The 24,278-nt window shown below is 68.1% G+C and carries 21 protein-coding genes; 12 read left to right on the top strand and 9 right to left on the bottom strand.

Annotated features, from left to right (window positions below; translation table 11 throughout):
- Positions 1-121 precede the first annotated feature (121 nt).
- Entirely contained in the window at positions 122-586 is a 465-nt protein-coding gene (locus tag ACP5M5_RS07305; protein ID WP_427936478.1) for a hypothetical protein, read from the top strand.
- Here the strand turns inward: ACP5M5_RS07305 and ACP5M5_RS07310 are convergent.
- Positions 508-1,632 (bottom strand): Ig-like domain-containing protein, encoded by a 1,125-nt coding sequence (locus ACP5M5_RS07310; RefSeq protein ID WP_427936479.1) that lies wholly within the window; start codon positions 1,630-1,632, stop codon positions 508-510. The genes ACP5M5_RS07305 and ACP5M5_RS07310 overlap by 79 nt on opposite strands.
- Before the next feature lie 73 nt (positions 1,633-1,705).
- On the bottom strand, positions 1,706-2,617 hold the full coding sequence (locus tag ACP5M5_RS07315) for a hypothetical protein (protein ID WP_427936480.1): 912 nt from the start codon (positions 2,615-2,617) through the stop codon (positions 1,706-1,708).
- A gap of 42 nt (positions 2,618-2,659) precedes the next feature.
- On the opposite strand from ACP5M5_RS07315, the gene ACP5M5_RS07320 reads away from it, so the two are divergent.
- The 5 genes from ACP5M5_RS07320 to ACP5M5_RS07340 all read left to right on the top strand — a co-directional run bounded on the left by ACP5M5_RS07320 (position 2,660) and on the right by ACP5M5_RS07340 (position 6,794).
- Entirely contained in the window at positions 2,660-3,325 is a 666-nt protein-coding gene (locus ACP5M5_RS07320; protein WP_427936481.1) for a cytochrome b/b6 domain-containing protein, read from the top strand.
- A 157-nt stretch (positions 3,326-3,482) separates the two neighbouring features.
- On the top strand, positions 3,483-4,004 hold the full coding sequence (locus ACP5M5_RS07325) for an OsmC family protein (protein WP_114913709.1): 522 nt from the start codon (positions 3,483-3,485) through the stop codon (positions 4,002-4,004).
- The gene (locus ACP5M5_RS07330) at positions 4,004-4,978 is read left to right on the top strand and encodes an NADPH:quinone oxidoreductase family protein (protein WP_427936482.1); all 975 of its coding nucleotides are present in this window, start codon (positions 4,004-4,006) and stop codon (positions 4,976-4,978) included. Before ACP5M5_RS07325 ends, ACP5M5_RS07330 begins: the two co-directional genes overlap by 1 nt.
- Positions 4,979-5,061: 83 nt before the next feature.
- A complete protein-coding gene (locus tag ACP5M5_RS07335; protein WP_427936483.1) occupies positions 5,062-5,913 on the top strand; it encodes a DUF3108 domain-containing protein in 852 nt (283 codons plus the stop codon).
- 104 nt (positions 5,914-6,017) lie between these two features.
- A complete protein-coding gene (locus ACP5M5_RS07340; RefSeq protein WP_274965057.1) occupies positions 6,018-6,794 on the top strand; it encodes a Bax inhibitor-1/YccA family protein in 777 nt (258 codons plus the stop codon).
- A gap of 116 nt (positions 6,795-6,910) precedes the next feature.
- Here the strand turns inward: ACP5M5_RS07340 and ACP5M5_RS07345 are convergent, their stop codons facing one another.
- Positions 6,911-7,180 carry an HU family DNA-binding protein gene (locus ACP5M5_RS07345; RefSeq protein ID WP_114913710.1) on the bottom strand — a complete coding sequence of 90 codons (270 nt, stop codon included), beginning with the start codon at positions 7,178-7,180 and terminating at the stop codon, positions 6,911-6,913.
- Positions 7,181-7,430: 250 nt separating this feature from the next.
- Here ACP5M5_RS07345 and dinB point away from each other — a divergent pair, with 250 nt between their 5' ends.
- The 3 genes from dinB (at position 7,431) to ACP5M5_RS07360 (ending at position 10,329) form a co-directional block, all read left to right on the top strand.
- Complete coding sequence (gene dinB / locus ACP5M5_RS07350) at positions 7,431-8,522, top strand: DNA polymerase IV (protein WP_427936484.1); 1,092 nt, start codon at positions 7,431-7,433, stop codon at positions 8,520-8,522.
- A 70-nt stretch (positions 8,523-8,592) separates the two neighbouring features.
- A complete protein-coding gene (locus ACP5M5_RS07355; RefSeq protein ID WP_427936485.1) occupies positions 8,593-9,198 on the top strand; it encodes a 2-hydroxychromene-2-carboxylate isomerase in 606 nt (201 codons plus the stop codon).
- 3 nt (positions 9,199-9,201) lie between these two features.
- Positions 9,202-10,329, top strand: coding sequence for an alpha/beta fold hydrolase (locus ACP5M5_RS07360; RefSeq protein ID WP_427936486.1), 1,128 nt, complete (start codon positions 9,202-9,204; stop codon positions 10,327-10,329).
- 51 nt (positions 10,330-10,380) lie between these two features.
- Here the strand turns inward: ACP5M5_RS07360 and ACP5M5_RS07365 are convergent, their stop codons facing one another.
- From ACP5M5_RS07365 to ACP5M5_RS07385, 5 genes are all read right to left on the bottom strand, one after another.
- On the bottom strand, positions 10,381-13,515 hold the full coding sequence (locus ACP5M5_RS07365; RefSeq protein ID WP_427936487.1) for an efflux RND transporter permease subunit: 3,135 nt from the start codon (positions 13,513-13,515) through the stop codon (positions 10,381-10,383).
- Positions 13,512-14,594, bottom strand: coding sequence for a hypothetical protein (locus ACP5M5_RS07370; RefSeq protein ID WP_427936488.1), 1,083 nt, complete (start codon positions 14,592-14,594; stop codon positions 13,512-13,514). Before ACP5M5_RS07370 ends, ACP5M5_RS07365 begins: the two co-directional genes overlap by 4 nt.
- Entirely contained in the window at positions 14,591-16,039 is a 1,449-nt protein-coding gene (locus tag ACP5M5_RS07375; protein WP_427936489.1) for a TolC family protein, read from the bottom strand. Before ACP5M5_RS07375 ends, ACP5M5_RS07370 begins: the two co-directional genes overlap by 4 nt.
- A 102-nt stretch (positions 16,040-16,141) precedes the next feature.
- Positions 16,142-16,555, bottom strand: coding sequence for a hypothetical protein (locus ACP5M5_RS07380; protein WP_427936490.1), 414 nt, complete (start codon positions 16,553-16,555; stop codon positions 16,142-16,144).
- Positions 16,556-16,650: 95 nt separating this feature from the next.
- Positions 16,651-17,901, bottom strand: coding sequence for a UbiH/UbiF/VisC/COQ6 family ubiquinone biosynthesis hydroxylase (locus ACP5M5_RS07385; RefSeq protein ID WP_427936491.1), 1,251 nt, complete (start codon positions 17,899-17,901; stop codon positions 16,651-16,653).
- A gap of 275 nt (positions 17,902-18,176) precedes the next feature.
- On the opposite strand from ACP5M5_RS07385, the gene ACP5M5_RS07390 reads away from it, so the two are divergent.
- From ACP5M5_RS07390 to ACP5M5_RS07400, 3 genes are all read left to right on the top strand, one after another.
- Complete coding sequence (locus tag ACP5M5_RS07390) at positions 18,177-18,515, top strand: P-II family nitrogen regulator (protein WP_114911608.1); 339 nt, start codon at positions 18,177-18,179, stop codon at positions 18,513-18,515.
- A gap of 59 nt (positions 18,516-18,574) precedes the next feature.
- Positions 18,575-19,945 (top strand): ammonium transporter, encoded by a 1,371-nt coding sequence (locus ACP5M5_RS07395; protein WP_427936499.1) that lies wholly within the window; start codon positions 18,575-18,577, stop codon positions 19,943-19,945.
- Positions 19,946-20,049: 104 nt separating this feature from the next.
- Complete coding sequence (locus ACP5M5_RS07400) at positions 20,050-20,898, top strand: N-acetylmuramoyl-L-alanine amidase family protein (RefSeq protein WP_427936492.1); 849 nt, start codon at positions 20,050-20,052, stop codon at positions 20,896-20,898.
- Positions 20,899-21,058: 160 nt separating this feature from the next.
- Here ACP5M5_RS07400 and ACP5M5_RS07405 read toward each other — a convergent pair whose 3' ends face one another.
- Entirely contained in the window at positions 21,059-24,277 is a 3,219-nt protein-coding gene (locus tag ACP5M5_RS07405; protein WP_427936493.1) for an AsmA-like C-terminal region-containing protein, read from the bottom strand.
- Between the last annotated feature and the right edge of the window lies 1 nt (position 24,278).

The following is a 24,278-nucleotide window of genomic DNA, read 5'->3' on the forward strand; positions in this document are numbered from 1 at the left end:
CGGGGCGGATTCCGAACCAGAGGAAGGCTTGCGGCGGTTGTCTGCGCGCGGTTTATGAAAGTTTCATGGATCGGGAGCAAGATAGGGTCAACAGAGAGTGACTTTTAGCAGGAATCACCGCATGCCGATTGATGCTCCGCTCCAGCTCGGTCCGTTCACGATCGACGGCCAAGGCCATATCGCCCCGCGCCATCCCGAGCAGCGGGCGACGTTTTCCTTCTCCTGGCGCGCCCGCGCGCTGCATGCGCGGCTGTCGGGCGGTGAGCTCGAACTCGAAGCGGTCGCCGGCCGGGTGCCGAGTACCGGTCAGGCGGCCGCCGGGAGCCATGAACGCTCGCTGATCCTTGCCTTCCTTCCGCGCCTGCCGGCGTTGTTGCCGGTGGAATGGCGGGCGATCCTGGCGCCCGACCATCGCCTCCTGATGCTCTCGATCATCACCCTCAGCGAGCCGCCGGTGATCACCGATCTGCTCGCCGCGATCACGCGCCGGCTGATCGCGCTCGCCCCTTATCTCGACGTGTTGGAGGAAGCTGGGCTCCGCCCCGGCGCCGCGCCCGCGGGTGCCGCCGGCACGATCAGCGTCTGACCCGGATAGATGATGCCGGGCCGCTGGATATGGGCGCGGTTGGCGGCGTAGATGATGGTGTAGCGGATGCCGCTGCCATAGACCTCGCGCGCGATGCGCCAGAGATTTTGCCCGGGCTGGACCACCACCATCCCGGGTTTCAGACTGCCGGGGGCGAGTTTTTCGCGCAGGAACGGCAGCGTCAGCGTTCCCGTCACCGCGTTGTCGGGGCCGCGCGCAACCAGCGTCAGGCGGTGATGGCCGGGGGTGACCGCGCGCGCCGGCGCCATCGCCCAATGCCCGTCCTGATCGCTCGCCGCCTCGCCGGCGGGCTGGCCGTCGATCACGAGGCTGACGGTATCGCCGGGCGTTGCGTGGCCGGCGAGGCGGAGATGGCCGGCCTGATCGTAATCCACCACCTCGATCTCGGGTGCCGGCTTCGGGGTCACGCCTGCCGCTGGCGTCTCGGTCGCCGTGGCCGCCGGCGCTTGCAGGCGCTTGGGCATATCGGCGCTGGCCGGCCCGTTTGGCGCGAGGGTTGCGAGCGGGACAGCCGGCGCGCCCGGCTGCTCCTGACCCGCGACCACCACTAGGACATCGCTGCTGCTATGCGTCTCAGCGCCTGTCTCGCTTTTCGCCGCGAGACTGATCGCGTGCGGGCCGGGCAGAAAAGCGGCATCTGGGGTGAAAACGAATTCCCCGGCCGCGTCAGCGGTGACATGGCCGATGGGCTTGCCGTCTTCGAGGATGGTGACATCGGCGCCAGGCGCGGCACGGCCGGCGATCACTGCGGTGCCTTCCGTGGTGACGCGGACGATGTCGAAACGCGGCGCCGCTGGCGCTGCGGTTTCGGCGGCCGGCGGCGCGGGCGGGGACGGCGCTGGGAAAGGGGCAACCGGCGGGGTGGTGAGCGGCGCCGGCGCGCCTTGGTGCGGCCGGTCACGCCATAACAGGGCCGCGCCGAGGCCGGCGCCGAGCACGATGAGTGCTGCGATGATGAGACGCGGCGGGGTCACAATCCCCCGTGATGCCGGCGCCTGCTCGGGCGGGAGAGAGGTTTCAACCATGAGAAGATCATGTTGCGGCAAATCCGCATCTGTCGCAATCGTGATCGCGTTGGTGGCGCGATGGCGGGACAGGTCAGCGGAGGCCGGCGATCGCCGCGGCGCTGAACGCGAGCAGGGTGATGAGGGCGAGGGCGAGCAGGCTGGCCAGCGCGACGCCACCGAGCCGCCGCGCGAGTGGGCCGGCAAACCGGGGCGCGAGGCGCCGGTAGAGCCAGAGTGTCATGAGCGGCGCGAGCGGGGTGGCCCAGATCGGGGACGGCCTCGCCTGGAGCGTATGGCCATCGGCGAGAAGAGCGGCCGCGATGAGAAGGGCAAGGCCCGCGGCCACGCCGATTGCGGTGGCTTCGGTCTCGCGTTGATGGGCTTGGCCGCCGCCGATCCCCGTCCCGAGCGCGGCGCCGGCGAGCGTGAGCGCAAACGGGGCGACGCTGCTGCGCCCGATCGCGACGAAGGCGGCGGCGAGGGCTGCGGCGAGCGCGGCAAGCGGCCAATGGGCGGGCCGGGGCGTGGCGCGGATGCCGGCGAGCAACGGCCATCCTATCGCCGCGGCGGCGAGCATGATTAGCGATTCGGGGCGCCAGGCGGCGATGACGGCGCCAAGGCTCCGCCCCGCCCCGCCAAGCCACCATGCGCCGGCCAGCAGGGCGAGGCCGAGCAAGGCGGCGGGAGGCAGGAACAGCCGCGGCGAACGCCGCGGGCCGCGCTTTTTTTTCGCGGCCGGCGCGGCGGCCCCGCCCAGCACCATCGCCGCCGCCGCGATCACCGCGATCGCCAGGCGGGCGCGATTTTGCCCCGCTTCGCTGAACGCCGCGAGCGTGCCGGCCATCAGACCGGCGGCGGCGGCGATGATCGCGAGCGGGCGGAACAGCCGGCGACCGAGCCAGGCAAGACTCGCCGCGGCAAAAAACCCTATGGCGAAGCCACGCCATTGGCTGGCAAAAAGCAGCGCGATCGCGGGGCGCCATGCGGTCATGCGGCGCGGCATGGCGATCTCGTGGGGTGGCGTCAAGAAGGGGCGGAGACGCGAATGAGTGGCATCAAGCTTTCGATACGGGTCTGGGATGCGCCGGTGCGGCTGTTTCACTGGCTGTTGGTGGCGCTGGTCGTGGCACTTTATGTGAGCCAGTTCCTCGATCTCATGTGGCTGCACTACCGGCTTGGCGAAATAACTCTGAGTTTGCTGATTTTTCGCCTTTTATGGGGAGTTTTCGGCAGTGAGACGGCGCGCTTTGCGACGTTTCTCGCCTCGCCGCGCGCGGCGCTCGCGCATCTCGCCGGGTTTCGCCGCGGCATCGGCGCAGACAGTGTCGGGCATAACCCGGCCGGCGGTTGGATGGTGGTGTTCCTTCTTTTTCTGTTATTCGCGCAGGCGCTGAGCGGTCTCTTCGCCCGTGCCGACCCGCATAGCGCTGGCCCCCTCAATCATTTTCTCAGCAAGCCCGCATCCGATCTCGTTTCCGCCTTCCATGCCTGGAATTTCGATGTCCTGCTTGCCGCGATCATCGTTCATCTGCTGGCGATTATTGCCTATGCCGTGATCCGCGGGGAAAATCTGCTGCGGCCGATGCTCAGCGGCAAGAAGCGCCTGCCCGCTGCGACTCGTGTGCCGCGGCTCGGCTCATCGCTCCTCGCGCTCGCGCTTTATCTTCTCGCGGCACTGTTTGTTGCCGCGATCGTCACGGGTGGGCGTTGAGCGCAAACAGACAAAAGTTTTTTTGGTTCTTTTTTTCAAAAAAAGAACTTTTTTCTAGCTCTTTTTGCGAGGGCGTCTTCCCCGTTGACCGTGGGGCCGCGATCGGGCGCAATGGCGTCGCCGGGAGCGTCAAGCCCCGGCGATGGTGGAGGAAATCATGGACCAAGCTGGCTTGCGCGCCCGCCAGGCGCCGCTCAAGGAGCGTTACCGTCTCGACCCCGAAGCGGCGCGCAGCGCCTCGCGCGCCGAGGCGCGGCTGGTTCCGGGCGAGGTTGCCTGCCGGGTCGTAACGCATGGCGGCGAAATCCAGGCGGGGCTCCATCCCGCGACCGGTGGCGACGGGTCGGAGGCGTGTTCGGGGGATATGCTGCTCGAAGCTCTGGTTGCTTGTGCCGGCGTTACCCTCTCGGCGGTGGCGATCGCGAGCGGGGTCACGTTTCGTGCCGCGCGGGTGATCGCGGAGGGGAGCTGGGATGCGCGCGGCACCCTCGGCATCGACCGTGCGGCGCCGGTCGGGATCAAGGATATTGCGCTTCGCTTCGAGGTCGATACCGACGCCGATGACCGCACCCTTGCGCGCCTCATTGAGACCACTGAGCGGTATTGCGTGGTGTTTCAGACCCTTCGTCAGCCGCCGGCGCTGAGTTGCACCTATCACCGGAGCGGGGAGGGCGCCTGATGCGGGCGATAAGGTGCATCGAATGGGGCGGGCCGGAGCGGCTTCGGCTCGAAGACATCCCCGAACCGGTGCCGGGGCCGGGCGAGGTGCGGCTGCGCGTGCATGCCGCCGGGGTCAATTTTCCCGACTATCTCATCATCCAGCGCAAATATCAGGTGCGGCCCGAGCTGCCCTTCACCCCTGGCGCCGAGGTTTCCGGCACCGTGCTCGAGACCGGCCCCGGTGTCACCCGGCTGCGCCGCGGCGAGCGTGTCGCCGCTTTCGTGAGCCTCGGCGGCTTCGCCGAGGAGGTGATCGCCCGCGAGGCCGCCTGTTTCGCGCTTCCCGATCATGTCGATGATGCGGTGGGGGCGGCGTTTCTGCTGACCTATGGCACCACCTGGCACGCGCTCGCCGACCGCGCGGCGCTCAGGCGCGGCGAGCGGCTTTTGGTGCTCGGCGCCGCCGGTGGTGTCGGCCTCGCGGCTTGCGATATCGGCCGCCATCTCGGCGCGGACGTCATCGCCGCGGCGTCCTCGGCGGAGAAGCTGGCATTGTGCCGCGAATACGGCGCGAGCGAGACGATCGACTATACCACCGAGGATCTCCGCGCCGGCATCGCGCGGGCGAGCGCCGGCGCCGGCCCCGACGTGATCTATGACCCGGTCGGCGGCGATTTCGCCGAGCCGGCGTTTCGCGCCATCGCCTGGCGCGGGCGCTATCTCGTGATCGGTTTCGCTGCCGGGAAAATCCCGGCGCTGCCGCTCAATCTTCCGTTACTGAAGGGCGCGTCGTTGGTGGGCGTGTTTTGGGGGGATCATATGCGCCGCGAGCCCGCCCTCTATGCCGAAGAAACTGCCTCGCTGCTCGCCGCGATCGCCACGGGACAGCTCAAGCCACTGGTTTCTTACCGCTATCGGCTGGAGGATGCAGCCACGGCGCTCACCGACATGGCGGCGCGCACGGTGCGCGGCAAAATCGTCATCGTGCCTTGAGGGGGCGGCGGCGGGCGCGTTTGCGGCGCGGCGACGTCTTGCCAAAGCCGGGTTCCGGCGTCACATCGTGGCGTATGACGCGCGTGTTCAAGCTGACGATCGGCCTCGCGACGGCCGCCATGCCGCTCCTCGCAGCCCTGCCCGCCGCCGCCCAGACGGCGGCGCAAACCTCGGTGCAAACGTCCGCCCAGGCTACGGTGGACGCCGATTACGCCTTCTATACCGCGGGGCTGAAGACCGGCGCGCTTGGCACCAGCTTCGATCTGCGCCCCGACGGCTATCGGGTGAAATTCGATTTCCATACCGCCGGGTTGTTCAGCGCCTTCGTGCATGGCCAGAGCGAGACTGTCGCCGAAGGGCGCTGGGACGGGGCGGACGCGGTGCCCGAGCGCTACGACTCGCTCGGGCTCTGGAGCGGCGAGAAATGGCAGACCCTGATCAGCTATGCCGACCAAGAGCCGTTCGTGCGTGCGCTTACCCCGCCGCGTGAGCCCGATCGCGATCCGGTGACGCCGGAGGACGCGCGCCAGAGCATCGATTCGCTGAGCGCCATGGCGCTGCTCGTCCATCGCGTGCAGCAGAGCGGCCGCTGCGACGGCGTCGTGCGGCTTTATGACGGGCGCCGGCTGATCCGCCTGACTGCGCGGACCGTCGGCACCGAGCTGGTGCCGCAATCATCGCGTTCGCCCTATTTTGGCAAGGCCGAGCGCTGTGATTTCGAGGGACTCCTGATCGGTGGCATCGAGCACGATAAGGAGGAGGGCAGCACGCGGCGCGCCAAGCATGGCAGCGCCTGGTTCGCGGTCGCCGCGCCGGGGATGCCACCCTTGCCGATCCGGATGGATTTCGAGACCATCTGGTTTGGCACCGCGTCGATGTATCTGACCAATGTCCGCCCCCGCAAGGCAGCGCTTGCGGTCGGCGCCACGCCGTGAGCGGTTGCGCGAGGCGGCTGGTCAAGCCGCTTGAAAAGCGCGATAGTATGACCAAAATCGCCGCTTAAGAGGGGCATTCCGCCCACAAGGAGATCGAACCGACCATGGCCTTCAGTCCCAATACCCGGGCCTATTCCGGCGCGTCGGGCGCGGCCGCGAGCGCGGCCGTCCTGGATGCGGGCCTTCGCGCCTACATGCTGCGCGTCTATAATTGGATGGCGTCCGGCCTGTTGCTGACCGGCATCGTCGCCTACGCAATCGCCAACACCACGCTGCTCAACCTTTTCTATCCGGTGGTGATGACGGCCTACGGGCCGCATCGGGTGGCCTCTGGCTTGGCCATTCTCTCGATGTTCGCGCCGCTCGCTTTCGTTCTGGTGCTGAGCTTCGGTGTCAACCGGCTGTCGAAAACCGCGGCGCAGACGCTGTATTGGCTGTTTTGCGTCGCGATGGGGGCGAGCCTCACCAATATTTTTCTACAATATACCGGCGAATCGGTGACACGTGTCTTCTTCATCACCGCCGCGACCTTCGCCTTCATGAGCCTCTGGGGCTACACCACGCGGAGTGACCTCTCCCGCATGGGGAGTTTTATGTTCATGGGCCTCGTTGGCATCGTCATCGCGAGCCTGGTGAATATGTTCGTGCGCAGCTCGGCGCTGCAATTTGCGTTGAGCGTCATCGGCGTCGTGGTGTTCACCGGCTTGATTGCCTACGACACCCAGCGCATCAAGGCGAGCTACGTGCAATTCGCCTATGCCGACAGCCCGGACGCGGCCGCCAAGCGCAGCGTCTATGATGCGCTGCAGCTCTTCCTCAATTTCATCAACCTGTTCATTCTTTTGCTGCAACTGACCGGCGTGCGCAGCAACAACAACTGAGCTTCGTTGCATGCCGTCGGCGCTACAAAAATCTCCCGGACACGAAGGTGCCCGGGAGTTTTTTGGCCCGCTTGCGTCGTCACCGGCGGCGCCGATCCGGCCCGCCGGGGCAGACATCAGACCGATTTCTTCAGGGTTGGGGAGGCTTTGAAGCGCACGGTCTTGCCGGCCTTCACCTTGATCTGCTCGCCGGTGCGCGGGTTGAGGCCCTTGCGCGCCTTGGTTTTGCGAACGGTGAAGGTGCCGAAGCTCGGCAGGGTAAACTTGCCGTTCTTCTTCAGCTCCCCAACGATCGCCGCCATGAGGTCGCCGGCAGCACGATTGGCGGCAACGCCCGTGAGTTCGGCGGAGTCCTGGATAACCTGGGCGATGAAAGCTTTGGACATGAGTGTTCCTTGCACATAGAGCCCGCCGGCTTGGTGCCGTTTCGCGGGCGGATGAACCGGCCCCCGCATCCGAATCGCGCAAATAACGGTGGCGCGCAGCTTTTAGGTGAGGGCTGGAGATTTGACCAGCCTCTAAATCTTCTTTGTCGCCTTATGAAGGATTGAATGGCAAGGATACGCCGCCGCGGCGCTTGATGTGCTTGATTTGTTCTTCTCTTGGCCGAGGCCCCTTGCTAAACTCCCGCCCGGCATGGCGCAGCGCAGCGAATCTCCCGAGCCTCTTCGCCGCATTCTCCATATCGATATGGATGCGTTTTTCGCGTCCGTCGAGCAGCGCGACGATCCCGCGCTGCGCGGCAAGCCGATCGCCGTCGGCCGCGCGGGGACACGCGGCGTGGTTGCGGCGGCGAGCTATGAAGCGCGCCGCTTCGGCGTCCATTCGGCGATGCCCTCGCAGGTGGCGGCGCGCAAATGCCCGGAACTGATCTTCGTGCCGCCGCGTTTTGAGGTCTATAAAGCGGTGTCGGCCGCGATCGGCGCGATTTTCGCGCGTTACACGCCGCTCATCCAGCCGCTCTCACTCGATGAGGCCTATCTCGACGTCACCGCCGAGATCGGCCGGCACGGCTCGGCGCGCGCCATCGCCGAGGCGATTCGCGCGGCGATCCGGGCCGAAATCGGGCTCGCCGCCTCGGCAGGCGTTTCCTACAATAAATTTCTCGCGAAACTCGCCTCCGATCATCGCAAGCCGGACGGGCTTTTCGTCATCCCGCCGCGCCTTGGCCCGGATTTCGTCGCAGCCCTCCCCATCGGCAAGTTCCATGGCATCGGGCCGGTGACGGCGGCGCGGATGAACGCCCTCGGGATCACCACCGGCGCCGATCTCCGCCGTGCCGAACTCGGCTTTCTGATGGCCCATTTCGGCAAGGCGGGTGCGCTCTATCACCGGCTGGCGCGGGCCGAGGATGATCGCCCGGTGGAGGTTGCGCGGGTGCGCAAATCCATCGGCGCCGAGACCACGTTCGCGCTGGATCTGCACGACTGGGACGCGCTTGCGGTGCCGCTTGCGGCACTGGCGGGCAAGGTCGCGCACGCGGCGACGCGCCATCGTCTCGCCGGGCGCACCGTGACGGTGAAGGTGAAATACGCCGATTTCCAGCAGATCACCCGCGCCCGCAGCCTCACCGCGGCGATCGCCGATGCGGCCACGATCACCGCGACCGGGCAGGAATTGCTGCGCCCGCTCTTGCCGCCGCGGCGCGGAATCCGCCTTCTCGGCGTGACGCTGTCGCACCTGGCGGAGGAAGGTGCTGGCCGGCAACTCGCGCTCGCGCTCGGGTGAGGTTGCGCGCGCTTTGCCGGCGGCGCGCGTCATGTCAGACTGCGCGCGGAAAATAGTGCGGGAGGGCATCGTGGCGCGCGAGATCGATTATTTTTTGTCGCTGAATTCACCCTGGACGCATTTCGGGGCGGCGCGGTTTGCCGCGCTTGCCGCCCGCCATCAGGCATCGGTGCGGATTTTTCCCGTCGATTTCGGGACGATTTTCGCGGAAACCGGCGGCCTGCCATTGCCCAAGCGCTCACCCCAGCGCCAGGCCTATCGGCTGCAGGAACTGGCGCGCTGGCGCGATCATCTCGGCGTCCCGATCCACCTCAAGCCACGTCACTTTCCGGCCAACGAAACCCTCGCGGCGCAGGCCGTCATCGCGTTGCGCGAGAGCGGGGAGGGGGAGAAGGCGATGGCGCTCGCCCATCGCGTTCTGAAAGCCTTGTGGGAGGAGGAGCGCGACACCGCCGATCCCGCGACGCTCGCCGCCCTCGCCGATGAGATCGGCGCCGATGGCGCGGCTTTGTTGCCTCTCGCCGCTGAACCGCGCTGGGCGGCGCGGCGGGCGCAGGATACCGCGGCGGCGATTGCGCGCGGCGTGTTCGGTGCGCCGTCCTATGTCATCGGCGAGGAGATTTTCTGGGGCCAGGACCGGCTCGAATTCCTTGCCCGGCGCCTCGATGCGGGTTGAGCGATGATGGGGGATCCGGCTGATCTCGTGCCGCTCGCGCCGGCGGTTTTGCCCGACGGCATCGCCGCCCGCTTCGTCGATAACGGCAACGGCCTCAGGGTGCATCTCCTCGAAGCCGGCGCCGGCGCCGATCGGCCGCTACTTTTGCTGCTGCACGGGTTTCCCGAACTCGCCTATTCCTGGCGGAAAATCATGGTGCCGCTTGCCGCCGCCGGCTACCACGTGGTCGCGCCGGATCAATGCGGCTATGGCCGCACCACCGGGTGGGACGGCGCCGATCCCGCCAATTTCCGGATGCTGCGTCTGGTGCGCGATGTGATCGGGCTCGTATCGGCGCTCGGCCATCACAGGGCGGCGGCGGTGATCGGGCATGATTTCGGCGCCCCGGTCGCGGCTTGGTGCGCGCTTTTGCGCCCCGATCTGTTTCCCGCCCTGGTCCTGATGAGCGCGCCCTTTGCCGGCCCGCCTTCGCTTGCCGCGAACCCGGCGGCGGCGGCGGCAGAACTCGATGCCGCTCTCGCCGCCCTCACGCCGCCCAGAAAACATTATCAATATTATTATTCCAGCCCGGCGGCGGCAGCCGAGATGGATGCCCCGGCGGAGGGATTGGCGGCATTTCTCCGCGCCTATTATCATATGAAAAGCGCTGACTGGCCGGGCAACCGGCCGACCCGCCTCGCCACATGGGAGGCCGCCGAACTCGCCCAGATGCCGCGCTATTACATCATGGACCGCGAGGCGAGCATGCCGGCGACGGTTGCCGCCGCCCTCCCTTCGCCAGCCGAGATCGCCGCCTGCCGCTGGCTTTCCGAGCCCGAGCTCGCGGTCTATGCCGGCGAATTCGCCCGCACCGGGTTTCGCGGCGGTCTGCAGTGGTATCATTGCGCGAGTTTCGGCATCGGGCGTGAGGAGATGCAGATTTTCGCCGGCCGCGCGATCACGGCGAAAGCGCTCTTTATCGCCGGCGCCGCCGATTGGGGGGTCTATCAGGCGCCGGGGAGCTTCGAGCGCATGCAAGAGATCGCCTGCAGCGATTTTCGTGGCGCGCATCTCATCGAGGGCGCTGGGCACTGGGTGCAGCAGGAGCAGCCGGGGGCGGTGGTTGCGATCCTGCGGCGTTTCCTTGGCTGAACGATAGGCCGGCCCTCGATGCCGCCTGAACCGAGGGCGTCGCCGGCCTGATCAGAGCCTCTCCGTCGCGGCCCGCCCGAAGCGGCCGAAGCGCCAGGCGAGAATCGGCAGCACCAAGAGATTGAGCGCCATCGAACTGATCAGCCCGCCGAGAATGACCAGCGCCATCGGCCCCTCGATCTCGCGCCCGGGATCGCCCATGCCGAACACCAGCGGCGAAAGGCCGAGCGCCGTCACCAGCGAGGTCATGACGATCGGCGCCAGCCGGTCGCCGGCGCCACGCAACACCACCGCCGCGCCAAAGGGCCGGCGTTCGACGCCGACCAGATGCTCGTAATGCGAAATCATCATGATCGCATTGCGCAGCGTGATACCGAACAGGGTCACGAACCCGACCGTCGCCCCGAGCGTCAAGACCCCGCCCGAGGCGAACACCGCGAGCACGCCGCCGACCAGGGCGAATGGCAGATTGGCGAGGATGAGGATCAGGTTGCGCGCATTCGCGGTCACCACCCAGAGCAGTGCGACGACCCCGACCCCGGCGAGCACGGCGCGCAGCACGAGATCACGCGTCGCCCCTGATTGCGAAACGGCAGTGCCAGCGAATTCGAGATAGGTGCCGGGCGGCAGCGTGACTTCGGCGGCCAGCCGCGCTCGGGCTTCGCGCATGAACCCTGTGACATCGCGAGCGGTGATAGTGGCGGTGACGCTTTGCACCCGGCGCGCGCCGATATGCTGGAGCGAGGCCCGCCCCTCACGCTCGAAAATATCGGCAACCTCGGCGAGCGTCACCGTGCCGCCACCCTCGGCGCGGAGCGGCAGCGCCCCGAGGGCGGCGACATCATGGCGGAGCGACGGGGCGAGGAGGGCCACCACCGGCCGCACCCGGTTGCCCTCGGCGACGATGCCCACCGTCTCGCCCTGATAGGCGGTGGCGATGGCATCGATCACCGCGCCGGCGGTAAGGCCGGTGCGGACGAGATCGCCGGGGCGAAGGCGGATGGCCAACTCCGGCGCGCCCGGCGGCGCGGCGATCGAGACATCGGCGGCGCCCGCCATCCCGCCCAAAACGCGCGCGACGGCAGCCCCGGCACGGTCGAGCGCATCGAGATCGGGGCCGAAAATATTGACCACTAGGGGTGCGGTATAGCCTGAGAGCGTCTCCTCGATCCGTTCGGTGAGAAAGGGGGTGATGGCGAAGCTGATCCCGGCAAAGCGCGAGAGAATGGCGCGAAGAGCGGCGCTCGCCTGCGCTGCCTCGGCGCTCGAGAGCCCGGGGCGGAGATCGACGTCGAATTCGCTATATTCCGGCCCCCAGGTATCCTCCGACAATTCCGCCCGCCCGACCCGCTGCGCGACCACCCGCACCACCGGCAGCGCCGCGACGGCGCCGCTGATCAGGCGGCCGAGGCGCAGCGATTCGGTGATCGAGGTGCCAGGCACCGCCGCGACATGGAGCACGAGATGGCCCTCGTTCAGCTCGGGGAGGAAGGCGCCGGCGAAAAACGGCAAGGCCGCGCAGCCGGCGGCGGTCGCGAGCAAGGTCGAGACCATCACCGCCCCGGCATGGCGCATGGCGGCGAGCAGCAGGCGCTCATAGCGGCGGCGGAGAAAGCGGATCACCGGCGGCTCGCGCCCCCCGTCCCGCCGCTGCGCCAGGAGCAGCATGGCGAGTGCCGGGGTGACGGTAAGCGCGATCAGCAGGGAGGCGAGGATCGCGAGGATATAGGCGAGCCCGAGCGGCGCGAAAAACCGCCCGGCAAGCCCGGGCAGCGCGAGAATCGGCAGAAACACCAGCACCACGATGAAGGTTGCGTGCACGACGGCGCCGCGCACTTCGAGCGAGGCCGCGAGCACCACCGAGGCGGCCGGCCGAGGGGCCGCGGCGCGGCGATTTTCGCGCAGCCGCCGCGTGATGTTCTCGACATCGATGACCGCGTCATCGACGACCTCGCCGATCGCGATCGCGAGGCCGCCGAGCGTCATGGTGTTTAGCGAGACGCCGAGCCGCTGCAAAACCAGCACTGCGGCGAGCAGCGAAAGCGGGATCGCAAGGCAGGAGATCGCGGCGGTGCGGAGATCGAACAGGAACAGGAACAGCACCACGATCACCAACACGCCGCCGAGCACGAGCGAGGCGCTGACATTGCCGATGGCGGTGCGGATGAAATCCGCCGGGCGGAAGAGATCGTCATGCAAGACGATGCCGCTTGCCTCGAGATCGGCGCGAAGGCCAGTGATCGCGCGCAACACCCGCTCCGTCACCTCGACGGTATTGGCGCCATATTGCGCCGAAACCACGATGACGACGCCGGGCTCGCCCATGACGCTGCCGCCGCCAAAGGGCGGCAGCGGCGCCAGCCCGATTTCCGCGACATCGCCGAGCGTGATCCGGCCGACCGCGCCGCGCGTGACCAACCGCCCGGCCAGGAGTGCGGCATTCGTCGTCTGCCCTTCGGCGGCCAGCACCAGCCGCTGGTTCGGGGTCTCGATGAAGCCGGCGCCGCGCAATCCGCTCGCCCGTCGCGCCGCGGCCAGCACGTCATCGAGGCTGAGATCAAAGCGTGCGAGCCGCGCCGGGTCGATCCCGATCCGCAACGCCGCGACATCGCCGCCAAAGACCGCGGCGTTGGCAACACCGGGGACGGCGAGCAGGCGCGGGCGGAGCGTTCCATCGGCGGCGTCGCGGAGGGCGATCTGGCTCACGTCGGCGCGGCCGGCGGTAAGGCCGAGGATGAGCACGGTGCTGGTCGAGGAGGCGAGCGGCGAGAGCGTCGGCGGCGCGATCCCCGGCGGCAGGCGGCGGGCGGCGTTCGCCAACCGCTCGGCGACGATCTCGCGGTCGCGATAGAGATCGCCACCCTCGCCGAACAGCACGGTGATCACCGAGAGCCCCTGGATCGAGGTCGAACGCAAGGTCTCCACGCCCGGCGCGCCGCCGAGCGCGTCCTCGATCGGCTGCGTCACCAGGGTTTCCACCTGCTCGGGCGAAAGCCCTGGCGCCTCGGTCTGGATGCCGACCTGGGGTGGGGCGAATTCGGGAAAAACGTCGTAAGTGAGACCGGGGAGGGTATAGGCGCCATAAGCGAGCAGCGTCATGGTCAGCGCGGCAATCACGCCACGAAACCGGATCGCGAACCCGATGAGGGCCGCCTGCGGCCCGCGCGGCGCGGGTGGCTCGTTCACGGATCGCTATCCCCTTCGCCGAGTTGGATTTGGCTGCGGAATTCCTCGGAAAAGAGGGAGGCGGCGCCACGCCCGACGATGGTTATCGGCGCTGCCGCCGGCGCCGGGTCGGCGATGATGAAGCCCCCCTCGGGCGAGGGCTGGTCGGTCGCGATCGCGGCGCGGGCAAAGCGCCCGGGCGCGATTTGACGATAGATCCAGGCCCGCCCCTGCCACCACAGCACCGCCTCGGGCGGCACACGCAACGAAGCCGGGCGCGGCGGGCCGGGCAGCGACACGGCAAGCGTCATCCCGGCCAGCAGCCCCTCGGCGTTCGGCGCGACATAGAGAAGAAGCGGCGCCTGCGAACGCGGATCGACGCGCGGCAAAGGGGATACCAGACGCAAATCGCGCCGCCCCGCCGCCGCCCCGCTCGCCAACGTGGCCAGCGCCTGCGCCGGCACCGCCAGCGAGGCCGCTGCCACCGGCAGGGCAACGCTGACCAGCCATTCCTCGCCGCGCGCAAGACGCTGCGCGAAGGCGCCACCAGCGACGATATCGGGGCCGAGCGCCGCGCCCCATTGGCTCACGGCGAGATCGCTCAGCGCGCGCAAATCGGCCTCACGCCCCGCGAGCAGTGCCGCGGCGGCGCGGTCATTCGCGGCCGCTGCTTCCAAAGCCTGCGCCGAGACCGTGTGCTGGTCACGAAACAGGGTTTGGTCGCGTTGGTATTCCGCCGCCGCCGCGCCCGCCCGCGCCCGCGCCTCCGCCAGCGCCGCTTGCACCCCGGCGGCTTTTTGCATCGTCTCGGCAAGTGTCGCAGGGTCGAGGACGGTGCCGAAGGTTGCGATCATCACCGGCTGCGGCGCCGCTTTTAGGGTGAGGAGTGCGATGTCGTTTTGCGCCTGCGCCGCGGGATCGAGCGCAATCAGCGGGGTGCCGTCCGGCCCGAGCGCGGCGGCGGCGGTTTTCGGCTTGGCCGCCGGCGCGTCGTCATCATCGGCGTCGTGATTGACGAGATAGAGCGCGACCACGCCACCAGCGAGCGCCAGCACGACAAGCACGGCGAGCCCCAAGGCCCAGCGGCGGCGGCGCCTCATCGGGCCGGGCTTTCGGCGCCGGCGAGTTCGGCGCGCGGCGGCGGCACCAAATCGGGCACACGTGCGCCCGGATCGAATAGCGGCTGGCGCAACGCGTCCTCCAATTCACCGATGGCGGTCAAGGTTGTCAGGCGGGCATCAAGCCGGGCGAGGCGGGCATGGGCGAGGGCGGCCTCGCTGGCAAGCAAGGCCGGCTGGTCGCTCGCGCCAGCGCGAAAGGCGCGCGCAACCGCGTCGGCGTGCGCCGCCTCAGCCTCGAGCAGTGCCTCCGCCTCGCGCTCGCTGGCAATACTCGCGCGGTAATCCGCGCCGGCCTGATCGAGCGCGGCGATGATCCGCGCCTGGAGCGCAAGGAACCGCGCCGCCTCTTGATTGCGCCGCGCCAGCGCCTCGCCGATCCGCCCTTGATTCTGATTGAGGATGGGAAGATCGAACCCCGGCGCCAAAGCATAGGTGTTGATCCCCTGATACCAGTTATAGCCCGGGCTCAGCACCAGATTGGGATAGCGATTGGCGAGCTGTTCGCGCAGCGCCGCTTGCGCTGCCGCGTAACTGGCGAGTTGGGATTTGACATCGCTCCGGCCAATCAGCGCCGCGCGTCGCAGCCGGCCTTCGGCGAGATTGGCGGGAAGCGCCGGCGGCGTGGCGAGGCGGTCGAAATCGAGTGGCACGGCGCGCAGTGCGGCGACCGGGATGCCGATCGCGCTGGCGAGCTTCGCCTCGGCGAGGGCTTCCGCCCGGGCATTGTCGGCGAGCGCCGCGGTGAGCGTCGTGGCGGCGATTCGTGCGGTGCTGACCTCGACCGCGCTCGCCGCGCCGGCCGCGAGGCGGGCCTCCTCGGCGGCGGCGAGTTTGCGCTGCACCGCTGCTTCCGCGGCAAGCCGGGTGCCGCGCTCGCGCGCCGCCCATAACGCCGCCATTGCATCGCGCACCCCGCCGCGCACCTGCCAGCCGGCGGTGATCAAATCCTCACGCGCCGCCTCGGCGCGTGCCGCGGCATTCGCAAGCCGCGCCGAACGCTTGCCGCCAGTCTCGATGACGGCATTGACGACGCCGCCGAAGAGAAATGGCGGCGGCACGAAGGCGACGCTGGGATTGGGGCGCTCGCCGGCGGTGACCTTACCGGCTTCGGCGAGCGCCAGCGCGCTCCGCGCGACATCGAGATCGGGATGGAAATAGAGTGCGGCGAGCGTCAGGCGCCGGAGCGTCCATGGCGGCGGCCCGGCCGCCTTATCCCCCCCGCCGGCGGGACCGGCTTGGCCGGGGTCGAGACGTTCGGCGGCATCGATAAAAGCCAGAAGACGCGGATCATCGAGCCTGCGCGCGTCCAGCGCCGCCGCGTTTGCCTCGGGCGACACTGTCGGCGCCGGCGGCGGCGTTGCGCAGCCGATACAAAACGCAAACAGCACGAAGACAACGGGGCGCGGGCAAATTCGTGCTCGCATGTGCGGTCTTGCGTTTCCTCGACGGTTTCCTGATCGCTGCGAGCAGTGGCAGGAAGCGGGGGAAGCCGTCAAGCGTCGGGATGGCAGCGCGGCGTTGGGCGGTTACATTTTTGCGATGAGCGCGTCGACGACCTGGAGTGCGGTGCTGGTCTGGCCCGAGGCGAGGGCTTGCAAGGCCTTGCTGATCTCGCTGATCGAGGGATCGGTGCTCGGCGCGCCGGCCTGCGAGGGCGCGACATCGCGGGTGAGAAGCCGGCTTTCGGCGCGTTCCAACGCCTCCTGCGCGAGGCCGGTCTTGCCGCTGGCAAGCGCGCTCCGCGCTGCTTTGAGATAGCTCAGCGCACTGTCATCGCTGACTGCGGGGATCGGCAGCTTGCTCGCGAGACCCGACCCGGAGGCGCCGCCCATCAGCGCGCCGGCATCTTGCATCAGCGAAGACCCATTGCTTTGCGCAAGCGCCGGCGTGGCAAGAAGGGTTACGGTCAGCAGCGGAAAGACCAGATGAGACGCGCGCATTGAAGAGTCCCCCGATTTTTGAATGAACGATACCGCAGACACCGCGCCACGGACAAAAGTTTTTTGGTTCTTTTTTTCAAAAAAGAACATCTCTTTTACCCTTTGGCAAAGGCGCCGCCACCCATCGCCTGGCGGATGAAAAACCGCTTGAGCGGCGGCAGGCGATGAACCACAGCGATGCCGACATCGCGGGCGAGGCGAAGCGGCGGAATGTCGTTGCTGAACAGGCGATCGAGGGCGTCGGTCGCCGCCAGCATGAGCAGATTGGCGCCGCGCCGCGCCCGTTGATAGCGGGCGAGCAGCGCCGGCGCGCCGAGATCCTCGCCCCGGCGCGCTGCGTCGATCAGGAGATCGGCGAGGGTGATCGCGTCACGGAAACCGAGATTGAGGCCCTGGCCGGCGATCGGGTGGATGCCGTGCGCTGCGTCCCCGACGAGGACCAGGCGCTCGTCGTAATAGCGATGGGCGTGCAGCGCCGAGAGCGGATAGAGCCAGCGCCGGCCGATCGGGCGGATGGCGCCGAGATGATCGCCGAGCCGGCGGGCGATCTCGGCGCCGAAGGCGGCGTCATCGAGGGTCATCAAATGCGCGGCCAAGGCCGGCCGCTCGGTCCACACCACCGCCGAGACATGCTCTGCCGCTTCGTTCGCCGCCATCGGCAATTGCGCGAAGGGGCCGGCGGGGAGGAAATGCTCGAGCGCGGTCTGGTGATGCGGATATTCATGCGCAATCGCGGCAACGATCCCGCTTTGACGATAGGGAAAGCGCGTCACCGGGATGCGCGCCTGCCGCCGCAGTGGGCTCTCGCGCCCCTCGGCGGCGACGACGAGGCGGCAGACGATCCGCCTCCCATCCTCCAACGTGATCTTGGCGCCGTGCTCGCTGCGGACGATCGTGGCCTCGGCCGGGGCGAAGAGATGGAGCTGCCGGCCCGGTAGCGCCGCCTCGGCCAGCGCTGCGTTGAGCGCCCGGCGCAGGCTCCGCGCCTCGACCATCCAGCCGAAGGCGGCGCCGTCCCCGACGTCGTGCCCGATCTCGGCGATATCGAAATGCAGGAACAGGGGGGAGGCCGGGCGATCGAGCTTGCCGTCCGAGACCCTGATCGCCGCGATCGGGCCGGGGGGATCGGGAAGCCGCTGCCAGAGCCCAGACGCTTCGAGCAGGCGGCGCGAGCCGGCGGCGATCGCATAGGCGCGGCCGTCGAAGGCGGGGTGTTCCATCGGCGGCAGCGGCGCGCGGTCGATGACCGCGGTCGCGATGCCGGCGGCTGCGAGCCGAAGCGCGAGCGCGGCGCCGACCGGCCCCGCCCCGATGACCGCAATCTCGACCGCGAGGCTGTCTGACATCCGTCTTCCCATCCGCCCGAGATCGCCCCGGCTTAGGCGTCCCATGATTGCACAAAAAAAAGGCATCGCGTGTGCCGCACGATGGCAAACCCGATCATGGCCCGCTGCCCGCCATCTAGGCAAGAGCAACCTGCCGCGATGCGCCCGGCGCCCGGCGGAGAATTGCTGATCGCGGCACGGTTCTTGAATTCCGTATTGTCGTGGATGTTATCCCGGCCGACACGGTGGGGCGCGTCCCGTAGAACAACGATACGAAATGAACAAGGAATGGCGCGATGAAACTGATCATGGCGGTCATCAAGCCCTTCAAGCTCGATGATGTGCGCGAGGCGCTGACGCCGCTTGGCGTTCAGGGTCTCACCGTCTCCGAAGTGAAAGGGTTCGGCCGACAAAAAGGGCAGACCGAGATCTACCGGGGTGCCGAGTATCACGTGAGCTTCTTGCCCAAGGTGAAAATCGAGGTGGTGGTCGCGGACTCGCTCGCCGAGCAAGTGGTGGAAGCGATCGCGCGGACCGCCAACACCGGCAAGATCGGCGACGGTAAGATTTTCGTGCTCGATGTCGAACGCGCCGTCCGCATTCGCACCGGCGAGCAGGATGGCGACGCGCTGTGATCGCCCATACCGCCCTCCCTCGGATCCGCCCCGACAATAACACCAAGGACAAAGAGACGATGAAGCAAAACTGGCTTTCCCGAACCCGCGCGCCGCTGATCGCAACCGGCCTGCTCGCCTTGCCGGCGTTCGCCACGTCCGCCTTCGCGGCCGACGCGCCACCGAAAATCGATACCGGCGATACCGCCTGGATGCTCACCAGCACCGCGCTGGTGCTGATGATGACCATCCCCGGCCTCGCCCTCTTCTATGCCGGCATGGTGCGCAAAAAGAATGTGCTCGCCACCATGATGCAGTCCTTCATCATCTGCTGCCTGGTGACGATCACCTGGATGGTCATCGGCTATAGCCTCGCTTTTACCAACGGCAATCCTTACATTGGCGATTTTTCGCGCGTCATGCTGGCTGGCATCGGCGCCCACATCAACCAGGGTAACGATGTCGCCTTCGTGCTCGGCGCGGGGACCGATGGCGCGACGCCGTTCACCATCCCCGAGACCGTCTACATGATGTTTCAGATGACGTTCGCGATCATCACCCCGGGGCTGATCGCCGGCGCTTTCGCCGACCGCATGAAATTCAGCGCGATGTGCGTCTTCATGGTGCTGTGGTCAATCTTCGTCTACAGCCCGATCGCGCACTGGGTATGGAGCGCCAATGGCTGGCTGGCGACGCTGGGTGCTGCGGATTTCGCCGGTGGCACCGTCGTTCACATCAATGCCGGCATCGCCGGGCTGATGGCGGCGCTGGTGATGGGCAAGCGGGTCGGCTATGGCCGCGACAACATGATGCCGCATAATCTCGCCTATGCGGTGATCGGCGCCTCGCTGCTCTGGGTCGGCTGGTTCGGCTTCAATGCCGGCTCGGCGGTCGGCGCCAATGGCCGCGCTGGCATGGCGATGGCGGTGACACAGATCGCAACCGCCGCCGCAGCCCTCGCCTGGACCTTCGCGGAATGGGCGGCGAAAGGAAAGCCCTCGGTGCTCGGCGCGATCTCGGGCGCGGTCGCCGGTCTCGTCGCCATCACGCCGGCCTCGGGCTTCGTGCTGCCGGGCGGCGGCTTGGCGATCGGCATCGCCGCTGGTGTGATCTGCTTCTGGTCGGCGACCTCGCTCAAACACATGCTCGGCTATGACGACAGTCTCGACGCCTTTGGGGTGCATGGGGTTGGCGGCATCGTCGGCGCGCTGCTCACCGGCGTCTTCGCCTACGGCCCGCTTTCCGCGACCGCGGGCACGCCTGCGGGCATCGTCGGTGGCCTGCACCAAGTGATGATCCAGGCCGAGGCGGTGCTTGTTACCCTCATTTGGAGCGGCGTCATCTCCTTCATCATCCTCAAGGTGGTCGATGCGGCGATCGGTCTCCGTGTCACCCAAGAGCAGGAGATCGAGGGGCTCGACGTGGTGTTGCACGGCGAACAGCTCGGTTGATCCTGGCCAAAGATGGACCTGGAGGAACTCTCCTCCAGGTCTTTTTGGGTGAATTCAACAAGGAGCGTGCAACTTCCGATATTTTGTGTTAGCATCCCCCGGCAATGACCCGGAATTATACCGTAAGCCGCCGATTGCTGCTTGGCGCTGGGGTGAAGGCAACCTTCCTTCTCCCGACCACCCTGATCGCCGGCCTCGCGGCGGCGGCGACCCCGGCGCCCCGGCATTCGCGTCGGGCCCCGGCCGCTCGGCCACCGCGCCTGGTGGTGCTCGATCCTGGCCATGGCGGCAAGGATCCTGGCGCCATCGGCATTTCCGGCACCTATGAGAAGCATGTCGCGCTGGCCACCGCCTTCGAACTCAAACGGCAATTGGAGGCCTCGGGGCAATACCATGTCGAACTCACCCGCGCGCGGGACATTTTCATCCCGCTCGAGCATCGGGTTGAAATCGCCGAACGCCATCGCGCGATGCTGTTCGTCTCGATGCATGCCGACGCCCTCAGCGATCCCCGCGTGCGCGGCGCCAGCATCTATACGCTCGGCGCCCACGCCTCGGATGCGCAGACGCGCGAACTCGCACGGCGCGAAAACAGCGCCGACCGCTTCGCAGGCCCGGATTTCCAGGGCACTTCGCCCGAAGTCGCAGAGATTCTGGCGAGCCTTGTGCAGCACGAAACCCGCGTCGGCTCGGCGCGCCTTGCCCATGATCTGGTCGGCGCCCTCGGCCCGCGCGTGCCGCTGCTCTCCAATCCCACCCGGCACGCCGGCTTCGTGGTTCTGAAGGCCGCCGACATTCCGAGTGTGCTGGTGGAGATGGGGTTCATGTCCAACCGCCAGGACGAGGCCGCGCTCCGCCGGCCGGCGCATCGTGTGCAAGTCGCGCAGGCGATGAAACACGCTGTCGATGCCTATTTCGCCGCCGCCGACCAGGGGCTCAGGGTCGCCGGGTAGAAGTTTGACAGACAGAATTGTTCTTTTTTGAAAAAAAGAACCAAAAAACTTTTTCTTCCGTTGGGCAGTGCCTACGGCACTGCCCGTGCCGAGGCATTGGCAACTCCGAGAAACCGGGGAAAAGTCTTTTTGCTTCTTTTTCTTCAGAAAAAGAAGATTTTTATTTGTTGCTGTTGAAGAGATTGAAAATATCCCGGGTAAATCCCGGCGTGAGCGCACTCAGCGGGTTGACCGAGACTTTTGGGTCGTCGAATGGCCCGCTCGCCGCGTAGGACGCCGCCAGAACGCCGCCGCCGCGCTCGGGGCTGAACAGGTGCCCGAGCAAAGGGATGCGGCCGAGCAGCGAGTTGAAGAAATAGGCCGGAACGACGGTGCCGGCGAGATCGACGAAGCGGGTCTCGAGATCGATGGTTCCCTTCGCGGTGAACCCGAGCGAGGCGTTGGACATGCGCGCATTGGCGAGTGAAATCAGCCCGTCTTGGTAGGTGAGCGGCGCCACCAGCCGGTCGAAGGCGAGGCTCCGGCCAGGCTGCTGGCCGAGCAGGCCATAGACCGTCATCCCCTGCAGGACGCGCATGGTGAGTGGGGCGTCGCGCAGACTGAAGCCGGTGATCTCGAGCGTGCCGTCGAGCGGGTGCCCGGCCTTGTGATCGTCGAACCGCCCGGCAAAGCTGAGCCGCCCGCCGGCGAGCGTCGTGATCCCGGCAACGCTCGCAAACAGAGCGCCAGCATCCTCGGCGTGCGCGCTCACCCGCCGCTCGCCGTTCGCGGCAGGGGTGATCGCGAGCCGAAAACTCCCCCGCGCGCCGCCGCCGCGATCGAACCCCTCGGCGTTTAGGGCGGTGAGGCGACGGCCATCATCTTCGGCGCTGAGATTGAGAAATCCGAGGCGCCGGCCCGGGCCGAGAAGAACGGTATCGAAGGCCGCGGAAACCTGCCAGGCAGCCCCCGGTGTGTCCGGCGCCGTGGCCCTTGTTTCCGCGCGGCGGGTGGCGCGCGCCGGTTGATCGGCTGGCGCGGACTGCCGCCGGCCGGAGAGATCGAGGCTCGGGCCGCTGAGACGCAGGTGATAGGGCGCATCGCTCGCCGCCGGGAACAGAAGATCGCCATGGACATGGGTCGCACCGAGGTCGCCGCGCGCGATCACGAGATGCCAGGGCGCGCCGTTCGCAGTGTCGGCCGAAGCGAGGATGGCGGCATCCTGGCTTTGCAGCACGATATGATCGATGCCGGCCAAGCGGCCGTGATCGAAGCGGAGATCGGCCGCGAGATGGCCGCTTACCCCGGCCGGCTTGCGCCAGCCAAGTGGCACCGGCGCGAGATCGGCCGGGGTGAGATCGGCGGTGAGCGCGATCGTCGCGGCGCCGTCACGCCGTTCGATCCATTCGGCGTCGAGCGGGATCGCACCGGACAATCGGCCCCCGGGATCGAGGCCGAGACGCGCGAAGTCCGCTGCCCCGAGCCGCGCCCGCAGCGCGACCTGCGTTACTTCCTGGCTCGGCGGGCCGGCGGTGAAATCCAAGCGCACGCCGAGCTTGGTTGGAACGCCGGCGAGTTGCGCGGTGCCATCGGCATGCAGGCCGGCCTGATCGACGGCAAGCGTTGCCTCGCCTTCGGTGAGATCACGCCCGGCGGCGATCCCGCGCAGACGGAGGTCATGCAGGCTCGCATTCGCTGAGACCGTGACATCGTCGCTCTTCACCTCCCGCGCCAGCGGCAACGCCACCGCGAGGTCGGCCGAAAACGTCCCGCCCGGGTCACTGAACGGCAGCCGCCGGGGGTCGAAGAGATGAAGGCGTTTCTGCCCGAGCAGGGCCAGAGCGTCGGCGACCTGGCCGGCGAGGGTCATATGCATCGCCGCCGTCTGGTCGGCGGCATCGAGCCCGGTGATCTGAAGGTTGCCGGCGGTGAGCTGGATCGCACCGCCGCCGGGCATCGCGACCTCGCCGGATCGTGCCACGATGGTGAGCGCGTCGGGGGCGGCGATGGTCAGGGTCGCGCTTGCGTGGCGCAGCGGCGGCAGTGGCGCGAGCCAGGTGATGGCGAGATCATCGCCGGCGAGTTGGCCGGAAATCGCCTCGAGGTGCGGCGCCCCGCCGTCGGGCTCGGCGCTTGCCGCCAGCGTCAGGTGCCCATCATGCGCGCTGCCCTCGGTGATGTTGGTGGTTAGCCAGTCCCGCGTGTCGGGCGCGAGGCCGGGCGGCCAGTAGCGCGCGAGATCGGCGAAGGCGACGCGATCGAGTCTCGCATCGAGGGCGAGCGCGAGCCCGCCGGCGGCGGCGCGCGACAGCACGCCCTCGGCGTGCAGCGTCGGGCCGGCGCCATGATCGGGCGCGGCCAGTGTCGCCGAGAGCGCGTGCAGCAGCAGATGATCGTGATCGGTCGCGCTGATCGTGCCCTGGGCGGCGAGCAGCGGGATCGCGCCGCCGGCCAGCGCAAGATGGCCGGGGCCGAGGGTGAAGGCGCCGGCAAGCCCACGCCAGGCAAAATCGCGGTCGAGGCGAAGCGTGATATCGGCGCCGAGCGGGGCGGCGACCGCGCGCAGCGGCGCGAACGCCGGCGCCGCATCGGCGAGCGCCGCCGGCGTGATCGGGCCGAGCGTCGCAGCGATCAGGATCGGTGCCGCCCCACGCTCGGCGAGCGTGATGCGGGCGCGGAGCGGAAGCGTCTGGCCGGCGGCGACGAGCTTGGCCGCGACATCACCGGCGAACCCTTCATCGGCGCGGCGATCGAGCACCGCCTCGGCGCCGTCGATCCGCCAGATGAGGCCGAGCGCCTGGTCGGCGACGGTGATTTCGCGGCTGGCGAGGCGAATGCGGCGGAGATCGGTGAGGTCGATCCCACTCGCGAAAATCAGGGACGCCGCCGGTGTGGTTGCGCGGGGGGCATTGTCGGCGAACAGTGATAGCGCGCCGTCTTGCCCGCGCACCAGGCGAAGCCGCTCGATATCGAGATCGGCGGCGCGTGGCGCAAGGCGTCCGAGCAGGAGAGCGTGCAGCGCGAGCGAGACCTCGGCGCGCGGGATCTCGGCGATGGCGTGCCCGGCCCGGTCAGTGGCGACGAGATCGGCGAAACGGAGATCGATCGGGCGATCGACCCCGCCGCGGAACCCCTCCCAGACCAGCGCCGCTTGCCCGATATGCAGCACGATCGGGTGCGCGCCGCGATTGGCAACGGCCTCCAGCTGGCGGGCGAGCCAGGCGAGATTGATTGGCCCCTCGGTCAGCCGCCAAAATCCGGCGCCGAGCGCCAGCGACGCAAGCATCGCGAGCGCGAGCGTGAGCGCCGCCAGCCGGTGCAGTGCCCACCATGCCGGCCGCAGCCAATGCCGCCGGCGCCAGACATAAGCGAGTGAGGCTTGACCGCGCGGGGCTTTCACG

Origin of the sequence: Acidibrevibacterium sp., from assembly GCF_049965395.1 — a bacterium.
In the GTDB taxonomy this organism is placed as follows: Bacteria; Pseudomonadota; Alphaproteobacteria; order Acetobacterales; family Acetobacteraceae; genus Acidibrevibacterium; species Acidibrevibacterium fodinaquatile.